12 protein-coding genes and 1 riboswitch are annotated in these 14,773 nt (G+C 60.7%); of the genes, 10 read left to right on the forward strand and 2 right to left on the reverse strand.

Annotated elements, in window-relative coordinates:
- The 4 genes from QVZ43_RS07420 (at position 1) to msrB (ending at position 4,817) form a co-directional block, all read left to right on the forward strand.
- Positions 1–1,473 carry a sensor histidine kinase gene (locus tag QVZ43_RS07420; RefSeq protein ID WP_302909414.1) on the forward strand — a complete coding sequence of 491 codons (1,473 nt, stop codon included), beginning with the start codon at positions 1–3 and terminating at the stop codon, positions 1,471–1,473.
- A gap of 450 nt (positions 1,474–1,923) precedes the next feature.
- The gene (locus tag QVZ43_RS07425) at positions 1,924–3,330 is read left to right on the forward strand and encodes a PQQ-dependent sugar dehydrogenase (protein ID WP_302909415.1); all 1,407 of its coding nucleotides are present in this window, start codon (positions 1,924–1,926) and stop codon (positions 3,328–3,330) included.
- 33 nt (positions 3,331–3,363) lie between these two features.
- A complete protein-coding gene (locus tag QVZ43_RS16485; RefSeq protein ID WP_223795247.1) occupies positions 3,364–3,504 on the forward strand; it encodes a GNAT family N-acetyltransferase in 141 nt (46 codons plus the stop codon).
- Positions 3,505–3,653: 149 nt separating this feature from the next.
- Positions 3,654–4,817 (forward strand): peptide-methionine (R)-S-oxide reductase MsrB, encoded by a 1,164-nt coding sequence (gene msrB / locus QVZ43_RS07430; protein WP_302909416.1) that lies wholly within the window; start codon positions 3,654–3,656, stop codon positions 4,815–4,817.
- Here msrB and QVZ43_RS07435 read toward each other — a convergent pair.
- Both QVZ43_RS07435 and QVZ43_RS07440 read right to left on the reverse strand, forming a co-directional pair.
- A complete protein-coding gene (locus QVZ43_RS07435; RefSeq protein WP_302909417.1) occupies positions 4,814–5,536 on the reverse strand; it encodes a 3'-5' exonuclease in 723 nt (240 codons plus the stop codon). The genes msrB and QVZ43_RS07435 overlap by 4 nt on opposite strands.
- Positions 5,526–7,400 (reverse strand): putative nucleotidyltransferase substrate binding domain-containing protein, encoded by a 1,875-nt coding sequence (locus QVZ43_RS07440; protein WP_302909418.1) that lies wholly within the window; start codon positions 7,398–7,400, stop codon positions 5,526–5,528. Before QVZ43_RS07440 ends, QVZ43_RS07435 begins: the two co-directional genes overlap by 11 nt.
- Positions 7,401–7,584: 184 nt before the next feature.
- Positions 7,585–7,820: riboswitch (cobalamin riboswitch) on the forward strand.
- A gap of 137 nt (positions 7,821–7,957) precedes the next feature.
- Between QVZ43_RS07440 and QVZ43_RS07445 the strand changes: the two genes are divergently transcribed.
- The 6 genes from QVZ43_RS07445 to QVZ43_RS07470 all read left to right on the forward strand — a co-directional run bounded on the left by QVZ43_RS07445 (position 7,958) and on the right by QVZ43_RS07470 (position 14,756).
- Complete coding sequence (locus tag QVZ43_RS07445; protein ID WP_302909419.1) at positions 7,958–9,790, forward strand: TonB-dependent receptor domain-containing protein; 1,833 nt, start codon at positions 7,958–7,960, stop codon at positions 9,788–9,790.
- Between the two features lie 29 nt (positions 9,791–9,819).
- Positions 9,820–10,737 (forward strand): cobalamin-binding protein, encoded by a 918-nt coding sequence (locus QVZ43_RS07450; RefSeq protein WP_302909420.1) that lies wholly within the window; start codon positions 9,820–9,822, stop codon positions 10,735–10,737.
- 40 nt (positions 10,738–10,777) lie between these two features.
- A complete protein-coding gene (locus QVZ43_RS07455; RefSeq protein ID WP_338140891.1) occupies positions 10,778–11,698 on the forward strand; it encodes a FecCD family ABC transporter permease in 921 nt (306 codons plus the stop codon).
- A complete protein-coding gene (locus QVZ43_RS07460) occupies positions 11,698–12,465 on the forward strand; it encodes an ABC transporter ATP-binding protein (RefSeq protein WP_302909422.1) in 768 nt (255 codons plus the stop codon). The genes QVZ43_RS07455 and QVZ43_RS07460 overlap by 1 nt, the downstream gene beginning before the upstream one ends.
- A 33-nt stretch (positions 12,466–12,498) precedes the next feature.
- Positions 12,499–13,170 carry a DNA-3-methyladenine glycosylase I gene (locus QVZ43_RS07465; protein ID WP_302909423.1) on the forward strand — a complete coding sequence of 224 codons (672 nt, stop codon included), beginning with the start codon at positions 12,499–12,501 and terminating at the stop codon, positions 13,168–13,170.
- An 80-nt stretch (positions 13,171–13,250) separates the two neighbouring features.
- Entirely contained in the window at positions 13,251–14,756 is a 1,506-nt protein-coding gene (locus QVZ43_RS07470; RefSeq protein ID WP_302909424.1) for a sensor domain-containing diguanylate cyclase, read from the forward strand.
- The last annotated feature ends 17 nt before the right edge of the window (positions 14,757–14,773 follow it).

Raw genomic sequence — 14,773 nt, forward strand, 5'->3', positions numbered from 1 at the left:
ATGCCTGCCCTGTTCCGCACCCTTTACGCCCGCCTCGCGGTGGGTCTGTTCCTGTTGCTGTTGATTGTGGGAGGCCTGTTTACCTTTCTCAGTCTCTATTCCGTGCGCGATTACACCGCCGCGGTCAACCAGGAACTGAACCGGGACATTGCCAGTAATCTGGTGCTGGATCGAAATCTGGTCACCGATGGCCAGTTGAACCAGGCCGAGCTGAAAAAGCTATTCGACCTGTACATGACCATCCATCCCGGCATCGAAATCTATCTGTTGGATTCCGACGGCGAGATCCTGTCCTACTCCGCCGACCCGGCCAGGATCAAACGCAACCGCGTCTCCCTGGAGCCCATTGGTGCCCTGCTGGAAAACCCCGGAGCCTTCCCGGTACCTGGGGATGACCCCAGAAGCCACGACCGGCGGAAGGTGTTTTCCGTGACCACGGTGCCACTGGAAAGTGGCGCGACCGGTTACCTGTATGTGGTGCTCCGGGGCGAGGAATACGATCTGGTCGAGAGCATGGTGCATGGCAACCAGTTGCTGAAGATGGGGGCGGGCGCCCTGGCGATCAGCCTGGTGGTGGGGCTGATGGCAGGTTTGGTGTTCTTCCATCTGCTGACCCGGCGCTTATCCCGGTTGACCGGGCGAGTGGAAGCCTTCGACCTGAGCGGCGAAACCCGGGCCCTGGCGCATCGGCCGGCGCTGAACGCACCCGGCGATGATATTGATTACCTGGCCGCCCGGTTTGAGCAGATGGCCGGCCGCATCGGCGCGCAGGTGGATCTGCTGAAAGAAAAGGACCATCAGCGCCGGCAACTGGTGGCGCAGGTGTCCCACGATCTGCGCACGCCGCTGGCATCCATCCAGGGCTATCTGGAGGCCCTGAAAATGAAGCAGGCCCAGTTGAGCCCGGATGAGCAGGCCCGATTCCTGGATGTGGCGCTGGCGGAAACCTGGCGTCTGGGACGGCTGGTGGACGAATTGTTCGAACTGGCCGCGCTGGAAGCAAAGGAAAAACAGCCCTCGCCCGAACCACTGGTGCTGGCAGAATTGCTGCATGACGTGGTGCAGAAGCACCAGCCTGAAGCGGAGCGCGCGTCGGTCCGGCTGCGGATTGGCCATGTGGAGGGCGTCCGGGTGATGGCAGACATCGCCATGACCGAGCGCATTCTGGATAATCTGATCAGCAATGCCATTGTCCATTCGCCGGCCGACAGCGAGGTGATCCTGGAGGTCGCGCGGGACGACTCGGTCGCGTTGGTCTCCGTCTCCGATGCCGGCACCGGTATCGATTCCCGGGATATCAACCGGCTGTTTGAACCTTTCTATCAGGGCACAGGCGCAAAGAGCGCCGGTCATGCTGGTCTGGGGTTGGCGATCACCCATCGCCTGGTGACCCTGCAGGGCGGGCAGATCGATGTCAGCAATGAGGGGCCTGCCGGAGGGGCCCAGTTCCGTGTTCGTCTGCCGGTTGTCTAGAGCAAAGAGTTCTTGTCAGCCAATTTTGGCCGCCGCTTTGTTTCCACACCTGCTAATAATCAAAAGCGGGCATAATTTGCGTCCCGGGCGATGCCCTCGTTCAATACCCGCATGAACTAACTGATGCTCATGAGTTGTTCGCGCGATTTAGCGGCCAGGTCTTAGACGACATCAAGCTCGGCCTTATTGGCGTGGTCATAGCTGACCCTGGAATTCGGACTCGGCCGCGGATCACGGGGTCGAAAGCCACCATGTGCGTGCTAAAATATAAGTGCTTTTAGGTCTTTTGTTTCAGGCGGTCATTGCACGACTGTTTTCCAAGAGCCGAGGAGGTGCCCGTGCAGTTGATGGGAAGGCGCGGCATGTAGGAATTAGCGGGCGATTGCAGTGGCCAAGAACAGGCCACAGCCGACGGGTCCTGTCTGTGCCCCGCGCTGAGGAGGGAATCCTATGCGAAACCTGCTTCGCCGATACAACGCGAATATCCCCATCTCATTGCTGGCCGGGACGTTGGCTCTGTCGACGGTGGCCGGCGCCCAAGAAGCGCTGGACGACCCGATCCCCGAGCCGATAGATTCGGGCCACGTGCGGATCGTTCTGGAAACGTCAGCCGATGGCATGACGGCCCCGAACTGGGGTAGGGACGTGCCCGGCTGTACCAATCTACAGGACCGGCTGGTGGTGTCAGACCAGATCGGGATCCTCTGGGCTGTCAACATCGACACTGGCGACAAGAGCGTGCTTCTCGATGTCAGCGGCCAACTGGTATCACTCGGCATCGCCGGGCCGGGTACATTCGATGAACGGGGCCTGCTGGGCTTCACGTTCCACCCCGACTTCGCCAACAATGGCCTGCTCTATACCTACACATCGGAGCCGGTTGCCGGCCCCGCGGACTTCTCTACCATGCCGGCTGGGGTCGATGCGAACCACCAAAGCGTCATCAACGAATGGCGGGTTCCAGCGCCGTCGTGCGAGCGCAGCGCCGTTGTTGATCCCACTTCCCGTCGGGAGCTGCTACGGATCGATGAGCCACAGTTCAACCACAATGGCGGTGCGCTCGCGTTCGGACCCTATGGCATGCTCTACGTTTCGCTCGGCGACGGCGGGGCGGCTGACGATCAGGGGGTCGGCCACGTACCCGGGGGCAATGGCCAGGATCCGGGCAACGTGCTGGGTACCATCCTGCGTATCGATCCTCAGGGCAGCAACGCCGCCAACGGCCAGTATGGCGTGCCGGTGGATAACCCCTTCGTCGGCGACGCCGGCGCGGTCGACGAGATTTTCGCTTACGGGTTCCGTAATCCTTTCCGTTTCTCCTTCGATGCCTACACTGGCGAGATGATGATCGCTGACGTGGGTCAGAATGACATCGAGGAGGTTGATGTTGGCGTTCCTGGTGGCAACTACGGTTGGCCCATCAAGGAGGGGTCCTTCTGTTTCCATCCCAACGGCACCGAGCCGGGGTTTGTATTCAACTGCGGGCCTGGCAACGCGCCGGAGGGTCTGGTCGAGCCCGTGGCCGTGTACGATCATGACGAGGGTATCGCGGTAATCGGCGGCTTTGTCTACCGGGGATCGCTCATCCCGAACCTGATGGGGCGTTACGTTTTTGGCGACTACTTCCAGCCATACATTAACAGTGGCCGGCTGTTCTACCTTGGAAAGAACGATCGCATCTTCGAGCTGGACCTGCGGGACCGAGACAGCCTGGGGCTTGTACTGCTGGGCTTTGGCCAGGATGCATTCGGCGAGCTATACGTGCTGGCCAATGAAACCGGGACGCCGTTCGGCGATACCGGAGTCGTCCTACGCATGGCCAACGGTCAGGGAAACGTTCCCGACCGGTTCCGGTAACGCCTGTGGCTGGGGGAGTATCGGCAATTTGGGTTGGTCACTGATTTAGTGGTCGCAGAGACTCACCGGGGTTCGGGCGTTGCGAGTGAACTCTTGAGTCTGGTGGAGGGCTTTTGCAAGTCGCTCGGCTTGTCGGTTATGAAGTGCGACCCACGCGGCCAATTCAAGGTGTAAACCTCTGGCCACAAGTAGGGTGCCCTAACCAAAAGTCCCCTCCGACCCCCGAAAATCTGCCCTGTGATAGTTTCGTAATACTCTCTGAACGGTTTCGTGAACGTAGCTCGGTAAGCTGTGAGCATGGAGTTCATGAGAGGAGACGTACGATGAAACACAAACTTGCAGTCCTGGCAGTGGGCGCATCCCTGATTCTGACCGGTGTGGGCTATCACACCCTGGCGAGTGCCGATAAACACGATATGGAGCGCAGCGCCTATGCGCCGGATAACCCGGATCTGGCGGTAGCCACCTTCGCCGGTGGCTGCTTCTGGTGTGTGGAAGCGGGTTACGAAAAGATTCCGGGGGTGGTTGAGGCCGTGTCCGGCTATGCCGGAGGTGAGCAGGCCAATCCCACCTACAAAGAAGTATCGTCCGGACGCACTGGCCACACCGAGGCCGTTCAGGTCTACTACGATCCCGATGAAATGACCTACCAGGGCCTGCTGAAGGGGCTCTGGCGCATGATGGATCCGACCGATGCGGAGGGCCAGTTCGTCGACCGTGGCAAACAGTATCGTCCGGCAATTTTCTACCACAACGCCGAGCAGAAACGCCTCGCCGAAGCGGCGAAAGCCGAGCTGCAGGCCTCCGGTGTGTATGACGACCCGGTGGTGATCGAAATCGTGCCGCTGGAGACTTTCTACGACGCCGAGGAATACCACCAGGATTACTACAAGAAGAACCCGATCCGATACAAATTCTATACCTTCAATTCCGGCCGCTATCAGTTCATCGAGGGCGTGTATGGCGAGGACTACGAGCTGGATTTCTCCCAGTTCAAACCGGAAACAACTTCTGGCAGCGATGAGTCCGCCGGTTTCAACCCGGACACCTTCAAGAAACCGGAGCAGCAGGCACTGAAAGCCCGACTGACCGAGATTCAGTACGAGGTGACCCAGGAGGACGGTACCGAGCGTGCATTCAGCAATGCTTACTGGGATAACAAGCAGCCTGGCCTGTACGTGGACGTTGTGTCTGGCGAGCCGCTGTTTTCCTCCCGGGACAAGTACAAGTCCGGCACCGGCTGGCCGAGCTTTACCCGGCCCATTGCGCCGGATGCCGTGGTGGAAAAGGAGGACCGCTCCCTGTTCATGACCCGCACGGAAATCCGCAGCCGCTATGCCGACTCCCATCTGGGGCATGTGTTCAATGATGGTCCGGCCCCGACTGGCTTGCGTTACTGCATGAACTCCGCAGCGTTGGAATTCATCCCGCTGGATGAGATGGAAGCCCGCGGTTATGGCGAGTACATCGATGAGGTGACGGGCTAAAGCCAGAGGTCCCCGATCGGGGTTTCCGGGCTGAAGTGGTGGAGAATCTGCGCCTGCAGCAATTCGGCGGTCGCCAGGGCATCCACCAGCGCGTTATGGGACGGATAATGGGGCAGCCGGTACCGGATCCGGCTGTCCGCCAGCCGGATGGAGACCGGCTTCTTGCCAAAAAACTGCTGCCACCGGGTGGGTCGCCGGTCCGGATGCAGGTGGGCTTCGATGGCCATGGTGTCGATCACCGGAAAGGTAATGCCTTCGCCGAACCGATACTGGAGGGCCACGTCCAGGAATTCCCGTTCGATGGCGCGAAAGTGAACCACGGCAATACGGCCATTCATCAGCTTGAACATGGTCGGCAGGATGTCTTCGATGTCCGGCGCGTGGTCAATATCGGAATGGGTGATGCCATGAACCTCGATGGAGGCCTGACTGAGGGGCTGGCGTGGCCGCACGATCCAGTGGTGGGCCTCCGCCAGTTCAATGCTCTTCAGGGTGAAGGGAACCATGCCCACACTGACAATCGAATGCTGCGTAGGATCCAATCCTGTGGTTTCGAAATCTATGGCAATCATGGGGACCTTGCTCAGTGGCGTATCCGCTGAGACACAACCGCTTTTGTAGAATCTTTTCAGCAGGGGATTTTTTGCTTCTCTGGCCAGCGCTTCAAAGCGTTCTGGCCAGGACTTCTGCGGTTGTGGCGCAGCCGGTTTACTGAACATTGCGGCCCACCTGGGCGTTATACCGGAAACGCAGGAATTTCTGGGCATTACTGACCACCTGGAAGGCATCTTTCAGGTGGCTTCGCTCGAAGGGCGACAGGTCCTCAGGGTTCACGTTATTGTCCGGCTCGCGCCCGTGCTCGATGTCCAGTGCCTGGTGGCGGATGCGAACAATCGCGATGAACTCCAGGGCATCCCGCAGGTTACCCAGGTCGTCGTCCAGCAGCAGTTTGGTTTTGCCGATGGCTTCCAGCCGATCAAAGGTGTTCTGCGCCCGTGAGCCGCAAGCCAGGGCGTGCACCCGGATCAGGTCGGAGAGCGGGGCGGTGCCCCGCCGCTTCAGATTGAAGCTGTTCCGATGCTGGCCGTCCTTTTCCAGTACGAAATTGCGGAAGAAGCCAATGGGCGGGGTCCGGTTCAGGGCGTTCCGGGCCATCAGGGTCAGGAACCGCTGGCTGGTGCTGGCCTTTTCCGCAATCAGGGTTTTCAGCTCCTCGGCAAATTCCGTCTGGCCGTAAATACCGTCCAGATCGAAGAATATATTGCTGTTGAGCAGGGCCTGGGCTTTGGGGTTTTCGATCCAGTCGGTGAAGTAGTGCTTCCACACCTGCAAGGGCTGCCGCCAGTGCTTGTTGGTGGCCATGATGTCTCCGGTGCAGTAGGTGTAACCGCACTCCGCCAGGCCGTCACTGACGAACCGGGCCAGTTCCAGGAAGTAGTCATCGTGCTGTTCCGGGTCGAAGCTGTCGTCCAGGATCATGGCGTTGTCCTGGTCGGTCACCACCAGCTGTTCGTCCCGGGCCATGGACCCCAGTGCCATGAAGCAGTAGGGAACCGGCGGCGGGCCCAGCTTTTCCTCACCCAGCTCCAGCAGCCGCTGGGTAAAGCTGCGGCCAATACCGGCCATGGCGCTGCCAATCATGTGCGAGTTTGCGTCCTCGTTGACCATCCGCACGAAACTGTTCCGTACATCCAGGCTGACTTTCTTCAGCCCTTTTACTGTGTGCTGGTGGAAGATATTACTGACCAGATACAGGCTGTTCTGGCTTTCGTGCTTGACGATGTCGGACAGGGCAATCACCCCGCGTACTTCGTCCCGGTCCATGATCGGCAGGTGGTGCACGTTGTTGTGCAGCATGGTGAGCATGGCTTCGAAGATGAAGGCCTTGGAATTAGTGGTCACCAGCCCTTCGGACATGATGTCGCCGATGCAGGTTTCCGGCGGCAGGGCTTCAGTCAGGGCGCGGGTACGCAGATCTTTGTCGGTCACAATGCCGGTCAGCTTGGCGGGCTGCCGGGTTTCGTCCATGAGCAGCAGGGCCGAAACACCCTGTTCGGTCATGATGCGTGCCGCCTCCTGGAGTCGGATGGTGCAGGGCGCGCATACCGGGGTCCGGTTGATCAGGCGCGTGACCCGCGAGGTCATCAGGCTGGATTTTTCCCGACGGGAGACCGCAGAACGAAGGCGGGAACTGTCTTCAATTTCGACAAAATCAGCGAAATTCTCGTCATTTTCAAACAAATGCTGGAAAACTTCGTGGGGAATTCGATAGACCAGGGTGTCTTCCAGGGCCTTGGCGGGAAACCGCACCCGGTTGCTCAGCAGCAGGCTGAACTGGGCGAAAACGCCCCCTTCGCCCACCCGGTTATAGAGCTCGCCGGAACGCCGGAACACTTCCACCGCGCCGCTCCGCACGTAGTACAGCCAGTGGTTTGCCTCACCAAAGTTGAGAATCTGGGTCCCAGCGCGGAAATATTCCACCTCGATGCTGTTGACCACCTGATTGAGCAGCTCTTCGGGCATGTCGTCAAAGGGCGGGAAATTCGCCAGGTGATTGCGGATGTCGATGAGCTCAGCCTGCATAACTCTCCTTGGACGTTTGACCAGATCAGCATGGGGTTGGCCAATGACTATAACAGGGCCAATTACCGGTCTCCATGACACTCAATATAGGCGAGTGGGAGCGGGTCTGTGCTTGCACAGGATTGCCAACTTATTGATCTGACTGACGATGCAAAAGATTGACCAACGGATGACCGGTTGGTAGCCTTGCTGCGCGTTTTCAGGTGCCCTATTGTGATGTTAGCCGATATCGCAAGGGTGAAACGGGAAGCCGGTGAAAGTCCGGCGCTGCCCCCGCAACGGTAAGCGAGTTACCGGTGACCAAGTGCGCCACTGTGCCAGGGTCCCTCTCAGGAGGGGCCGATGCATGGGAAGGTGGTCACCCCAGTGCAGTCTGCACCGCTCGTAAGCCCGGAGACCGGCCTGTCAACACACCTGGCGTTGCGGAGGGCAATGTCGGTGGGGTGACTGCCTTCTGCCGGCCTGCTTCCAGCCCGTCTGACAACCCTGCCTCCCCTCACGCAACAGAAGCATCAACGCCGTGCGGGTGCGTGCGGAGTGCGAGTGAGTTGCAATCCATGTTGTCTATCAAAACGGGGTTATCCCACACCTTTCCGGGAGCAGTCTTGCTGTTCTCTATACCTGTCAGTCTGGTTTCCGCTGATACCAATACGACCACCAGTGCCGATTCGGATGTCTCTGGCATGGATCCCATCGTCATTACCGCGACACTGGGACCGAAAACCGTGGGCGAGAGCCTGTCGTCGGTCACCGTGATCGATCGGGAAGCCATCCAGCGCCAGCAACCGAAAGAATTTCGTGAAGTCATCGAGTCCCAGCCGGGGGTCAACGTCACCAGCAACGGTGCATTCGGTAAACAGACCAGTGTGTTTCTTCGCGGTCACTCCTCTGATGCCTCGGTGCTGCTGGTGGACGGCATCCGGATTCGCTCCGCCACGGTTGGCGGACCGGCCTGGCAATACCTGCCTCCGCAACTGATCGACCGGATCGAGATCGTTCGGGGTGGTCGCAGCAGTCTGTATGGCGCGGATGCCGTGGGTGGGGTGGTGCAAGCCTTCACCCTGCCCGCTCAGGAAGGCCGTGGTGCCTGGCTTGAGGCCGGGGCCGGCAACTTCAGCAGCCAGCAGTATGGTGCTGGCGCCTCGTCGGTCGAATCAGACTCCCGACTCAACGCCGGTATCAATCACTTTCAGAGCGATGGCGCGCCGGTGATTTCAGGTGGGGACGACAAGGGCTACGACAATACCTCTGCCGTACTGGGTGGCAGCCACCGGTTCAGCAATGGGGTGACGGCCGGATTTACCTTTCTGGGCGCCGAGGGCAACACCGAATACGAGGGCGGTGAAGAGGATTTCCGGTTCCAGACCGCGGGCGTGAATCTCGATGTACCGGTGAATCGTCACTGGCGGGTGGCGGGTCAGCTGTCCGACGCCCGGGATGAACTGGAGGATTTCAGCAGTTTTCCCGGCACCTTCAACACCCAGACCCGCAGTTCCCGCCTGGAAAACTGGTTCAGCGCCGGCACCCACGAGTTCGTGCTGGGCGCCGAGTATCTGGTGGATCGCGTGGACAGCAGTGTCGACTATGATGAATCCAGCCGCTCCAACACCGGTGTCTTCAGTCAGGCGCTGATGAACTTCGGCCCTCTGAACGTGCACCTGAGCCTGCGTAATGACGACAACGAGGCCTACGGCAATGAAACCACCTGGGGCGCAGGGCTCGGCTACGAGCTGGATCGTCAGCACCGGGTCCGGATGAGCGCCGGAACGTCCTTCAAGGCGCCCTCGTTCAACGACCTTTACTTCCCCGGTTTTGGTAATCCGGACCTGGAACCCGAGCAGGCAAAAAGTTATGAAGTGGGGGTTGAAGGCCGCTACAGCGAGTGGTTCTGGGACGTTGCGGCCTTCCATTCTGATGTGGACGATTTGTCCCTGCCCAGCCAGGATGCGGCCGATAGTGTGCCGGAAGCCCGCCTGCGCGGTATAGAACTGAGTGGTGGCTGGCGGCAGGCCGGCTGGAGCCTCTCGGCGGCCGGCACCTTCGGCGACTACGAAAATGCGGCAACCGGGGAACAACTGATCCGCCGGGCGGAAAATATCCTGCGCCTGGACGTCGATCGGGAGTTGGGCAAGTGGGTGCTTGGCACCACACTCCGGGCTGAAAGCGAGCGCTACGAGGAATTGTTTGGACTGGGTCGTCAGCGGATTGCCGGATTTGGCGTCTGGGATTTGCGGGCGTCGCGGGTACTGACACCGGGTTGGCTGGCGTCCCTGTCTGTGGACAATGTGCTGGACCGCGAATACACCACCGCCAAGCGCTTTGATAACACTGATTTTATCAGTGCCGGCCGGAGCGTCTTTCTGTCGGTTCGCTACGATTGGCGGCAGTAATCGGAGTTGAAATATGAGCAGGAGCCCGTGTGACTGAATGCCTGAGTCGTCTGCCCTTGACCGGCACAAGACAGCGCCTGCTCATGGTTCTGCTGGCCACGCTGTTTGTCGGTGGACCGGCAGCGGCGGCCCTTTGTGAGACGGATGACCTGAATACCCGACTGTGTCTGGATACGCCCGCCCAGCGGGTGGTGTCCCTGTCACCGGGTGCTACCGAGTGGTTGTTTACCGCCGGGGCGGGAGACCAGGTGGTGGCCGTCAGCGCATGGAGTGACTACCCGGAGGAGGCCGCCAAGCTGCCGCAAGTAGGCGACAGTAACCGGTTGGATCTGGAGGCCATTGTCGGTCTGGAACCGGATCTGGTGGTGGCCTGGGTGGACGGCAATTCCCGGGAACAGCTTGGCCGGCTTTCCGCCATTGGCATTCCGGTGTTCTGGCTGGCGCCCCGGGATTTCGAGGATATCGCCCACACCATCGAACGACTGGCCCGGCTGACCGGGCATCCTGAAACCGGCGAGCCACTGGCCGAGGCTTTCCTGTCGGAACTGGCCACTCTGCGTACCACCTATGCTCAGAGGCAGCCGGTGCGGGTGTTCTATCAGGTCTGGCATGCACCACTGATGACGCTGAATAACGACGAACTGATCAGCAAGGCCATCGCCCTGTGCGGTGGCGTGAACGTCTTTGGCGACTTGCCCCGTCTGGTACCCCGCATCAGCACGGAATCCGTGCTGTCGGCCAATCCGGACGCCATCATTACCTCCGGTTCGCCGGACCAGAACCAGCCCTGGCTGGATTACTGGCGTCAGTTCCCGGAACTGGCCGCCGTTGCCAATGGCAACCTCTTTCTCGAACCACCGACCCTGTTGGCCAGACCCACCCTGCGCCTGCTGGAGGGCACCCGTCATCTTTGCCGCAGCCTGGAGCAAGCCCGTGCCCGGCTCTGATCCCTCGCGCCCCTTGCTGTTGCTCGGCCTGATAGGGGTGATGGCGGGCATCGCGTCCGTCAGCCTGGGCAGCAGCGCTGTGGGTTTGCTGGATACGTTGCAGGTATTGATTGGCGGCGGGACCGAGCTGCAACGGACGCTGGTGCTTGAGCTGCGCCTGCCCCGAACCCTGAGCGCCTACGCCGTGGGTGGCTCGCTGGCGGTGGCCGGGGCGCTGATGCAGGTTCTTTTGCGCAACCCTCTGGCGGACCCCTACGTTCTGGGTCTGTCCGGCGGCGCTGCCGTGGGCGCATTGCTGGCCATGCTGGCTGGTTTAGCCGGTGTGCTGGTATCCGGTTCGGCCTTTGCCGGCGCCATGTTTGCCACCTTGCTGGTGTTCGGCCTGGCCCATGGCCGTGGCAGCTGGACCTCATCGCGCCTGCTGCTGACCGGTGTGGTGGTGGCGGCCGGCTGGGGTGCCCTGATTACCCTGATGCTGGCCATGGCCCCCGCCCGCCAGTTGCCCGGTATGCTGTACTGGCTGATGGGGGATCTGTCCCATGCGGGCAATCCCTGGCCAGCGCTGATTCTGCTTTTTGTGGTGTGCCTGCTGGTGTTTCCTCTGGGGCGCACTTTGAACGTGCTGGCCCGCGGCCCGCTGCAGGCGGCGGCCCTGGGGGTGTCGGTGCGCCCGCTGGAATGGCTGATTTACCTGCTGGCAAGCCTGCTGACCGCCACCGCCGTCACCCTGGCTGGCAGCATTGGCTTTGTGGGCCTGGTGGTGCCGCATATGCTCCGGCTGGTGCTGGGTAACGACCAGCGCCTGATTCTGCCGGCTTGCGCTCTGGCGGGCGGAGCCTTGCTGGTGCTGGCGGATATGCTGGCCCGGGTGATCATTGCACCGGAGCAATTGCCGGTGGGGGTGATTACCGCCCTGCTGGGGGTTCCAACATTCCTGTACCTGCTGTACCGGAGCCGATGATGAGTGTGCTGACTGCGGACAACCTGATCATCGACGTACCCGGCCGGGAGGCGGGGTCGCCCCTGAATCTGGAGATCCGGCCCGGCCAGGTATGGGGGGTGCTGGGGCCCAATGGCGCCGGTAAATCCACCCTCATTCATACGCTGGCGGGTTTGCGGCCGCCCCGATCCGGCCAGTTGCGGGTGGATGGTGATTCCCTGGCGACCATGAAACGCCGGGACGTTGCCCGCCAGCTGGGGCTGGTGTTTCAGGAGCACCACGATGGTTTCCCGGCGACCGTACTGGAAACCGCCCTGGTCGGCCGGCATCCCTGGCTGTCCCCCTGGCAGATGGAGCGCGCGGAAGATCTGGCTTTGGCCGAGCAGGCCCTTGAGGCGCTGGATGTGGGGCATCTGCGTGACCGGTCGGTGGATACCCTGTCTGGCGGTGAGCGCCAGCGGGTGGCGATCGCCACGCTGATGACCCAGAATCCGGCTGTCTGGCTGCTGGACGAACCGAGCAATCACCTGGATCTTCACCATCAGGTTGCGGTCATGCAGTTGCTGACCGAACAGGCTGCCGGCGGCAAGGCGGTTTTCATGTGTCTGCACGACCTGAATCTGGCGGCCCGCTGGTGCGATCAGTTACTGCTGCTGTATCCGGGCGGTGAGGCCTGTTGGGGGCCGGCAGACACCATGCTGGAAGTGTCGGTGCTGGAGCGGCTTTACGGCCACCGGTTGGTGACGGTCGAGGCCGACGGTGCGCCGGTGTTCGTTCCGGCCCGCTAAACGGACAATCCACACAAGGGGTTCAGAGCAATCATGTCGTTCGCGAAAATCTACGAATGGGCCGTGGCCCACAAGGGCGGTGAGGACGCAGTCAGGGTTCAGCTGCCCCGGGTGGCCACCGCCGACGAACTCAAGGCCCTGGGCGATGATCGTTACCTGTCCGAAATCACCCGCTGCATCTTCAAGGCCGGGTTTGTCTGGCGGGTGATCGACAACAAATGGCCGGGTTTTGAAGAGGCCTTCAAGGGTTTTGTGCCCCTGTACTGGCAGCAGGTGCCGCCGGAGGTGCTGGAAGAGCTTGCCCAGGACGAACGCATCGTCCGCAACATGCAGAAGATCAAAACCGTGCCGGAAAACGCCCGGATGATTGTGGATGCGGCGCGGGATCATGGCAGCTTTGGCGCCTTCCTCGCCGACTGGCCCGCCGACGACCAGGCCGGTTTGCTGCTCTGGTTCAAGAAACACGGCGAACGGCTGGGCGGCGCCACGGCCCAGTATTTCCTGCGCTTTGTCGGCTGGGATGGCTACATCCTGTCAACGGATGTGGTGAATGCGCTGCGTCGGGAGGAGCGGCTGGATGCATCGCCCACCAGCCAGAAGGCCCTGAAACAGGCCCAGGCGGCATTCAACGAGTGGCATCAGGAAACCGGCCTGCCTTATAGCCATCTATCGCGGATTCTGGCGATGAGCGTGGGGCCGAGCTAGCCCGTTCGCCGAGCCCGTGGCCCTGAACTACACTCAGTCAGACGAGGATAGGACTCCTCATTCAGGACACAGGGCAATCCATGGCGACCAGTCATCCCGGGCGGGCAGCGGACCCGTCTGCCGATTTTTTCCGCAAGCTGGCTTCGGGCATTCCCGATATTCTCTTTGTGTACTGGCTAAGCGCGGACGCCCAGACACACTCCTACCCCTATGTCAGTGATCAGGTCCGTGACCTCCTGGACCTTGACCCGGCATTGCTTGCGCAGGATGCGGCTTCAATTCTGCCCTACATCCACCCGGATGACGTCGAAGGCTCCCGACTGGAGGTGCTCGAATCAGCCCGTAGCCTGAGGCCCTGGCAATGGCGGGCGCGCCTGAAACTTCGCAACGACGAATACCAGTGGTTCGAAACCCACGCCCGGCCGGAACGGCAGCCGGACGGCAGCACTCTGTGGTACGGCCAGTTCTTTAATATCCAGAATTACATGGATTTGCAGCAAGAACTGATCGAGCGGGAGGCGGAATCGTCGTTCCAGGCCGGCTTCCAGAAGCTCATTGCGGACATGTCTTCGGAGTTCATTAACGTGGGCTTCGGCTCCATCGACGAATGCGTCGACGAACTGCTGGCGCGGTCGGGCCAGTTTTTTTCCATGGATCGGGTCTACCTGTACGCCTTCAATGACGAACGCACCACCATGACCAAAACCCACCAGTGGTGTGCGCCCGGGATACAGCCACTGGTGGAGGTGGACCAGACGCTCGCCCTCGATGCCTTTGATGGGCTAAAGCAACCTTTGCGGGACCTGATTGAGCACAACGAGGTGGAGTTTGTTCCCGCCATACCCAACCGCCTGGCAGGCGCTGAGCCGGAGCCGGAGGCAACGCCAGAGTTTGTCTCGCTGTTCTGCGTGCCGGTACGGGTGCGAGGCGCAGTGGTGGGCTTTATCGGGTTCGAATTTCTGAGTTCGACACCCCGGCGACCGGATCTCGACCATCTCCTGTTCATCACCACCAGCCTGCTGTCGGTGGCGCTGGAGCGGCACCTGCTGGAGGAAACCCTGCTCAGTCAGTCAGTCCGGGATCCCATGACCAAGTTGCTGAACCGGCGTTATCTGATGCCACGTCTCCAGGAGCTGGTGGAGCGCGCCCAGCGGTACGGGGAGGACTTCACGATCGCCATGCTGGATATCGACCACTTTAAGCAAATTAATGATTCCGTTGGCCACCTGGGCGGAGATTACGCCCTGTGCCACTTTGCCGAGCTTCTGGAGAAGCTTACAAGGGCATCGGATGTGGTGGCCCGCTTCGGCGGGGAAGAATTCGTGCTGGTGTTTCCCGATACGGGCCTGGAGGTGGTAAAGCAAATGGTGAGTCGGATCCTGACGGCGGTACGTGGTGCGGAATTTGTGTTCGAAGGCCGGGAAATTTCGGTGACCATCAGTGCGGGGATTGCCTCTGCCCTTGAGAAAGATGATCTGAATGTGAGCGTGGATTCGCTCGTGGCACGGGCCGATCACCGGCTTTATCTGGCCAAGCAGGCGGGGCGTGACTGTGCCGTGGATGCATCAGGCGCGCTGGAGATATGAACAAACGGTATTTGTCT

This window comes from Marinobacter suaedae (assembly GCF_030519635.1).
Lineage (GTDB): Bacteria > Pseudomonadota > Gammaproteobacteria > Pseudomonadales > Oleiphilaceae > Marinobacter > Marinobacter suaedae.

What these genes read in the sequence shown, in the direction of transcription:
- QVZ43_RS07420 (WP_302909414.1), top strand. Translation starts at nt 1, where the DNA reads ATGCCTGCCCTGTTCCGCACCCTTTACGCCCGCCTCGCGGTGGGTCTG.
- QVZ43_RS07425 (WP_302909415.1), top strand. Translation starts at nt 1,924, where the DNA reads ATGCGAAACCTGCTTCGCCGATACAACGCGAATATCCCCATCTCATTG.
- msrB (WP_302909416.1), top strand. Translation starts at nt 3,654, where the DNA reads ATGAAACACAAACTTGCAGTCCTGGCAGTGGGCGCATCCCTGATTCTG.
- QVZ43_RS07435 (WP_302909417.1), bottom strand. Translation starts at nt 5,536, where the DNA reads ATGTTCAGTAAACCGGCTGCGCCACAACCGCAGAAGTCCTGGCCAGAA.
- QVZ43_RS07440 (WP_302909418.1), bottom strand. Translation starts at nt 7,400, where the DNA reads ATGCAGGCTGAGCTCATCGACATCCGCAATCACCTGGCGAATTTCCCG.
- QVZ43_RS07445 (WP_302909419.1), top strand. Translation starts at nt 7,958, where the DNA reads ATGTTGTCTATCAAAACGGGGTTATCCCACACCTTTCCGGGAGCAGTC.
- QVZ43_RS07455 (WP_338140891.1), top strand. Translation starts at nt 10,778, where the DNA reads ATGGCGGGCATCGCGTCCGTCAGCCTGGGCAGCAGCGCTGTGGGTTTG.
- QVZ43_RS07460 (WP_302909422.1), top strand. Translation starts at nt 11,698, where the DNA reads ATGAGTGTGCTGACTGCGGACAACCTGATCATCGACGTACCCGGCCGG.
- QVZ43_RS07465 (WP_302909423.1), top strand. Translation starts at nt 12,499, where the DNA reads ATGTCGTTCGCGAAAATCTACGAATGGGCCGTGGCCCACAAGGGCGGT.
- QVZ43_RS07470 (WP_302909424.1), top strand. Translation starts at nt 13,251, where the DNA reads ATGGCGACCAGTCATCCCGGGCGGGCAGCGGACCCGTCTGCCGATTTT.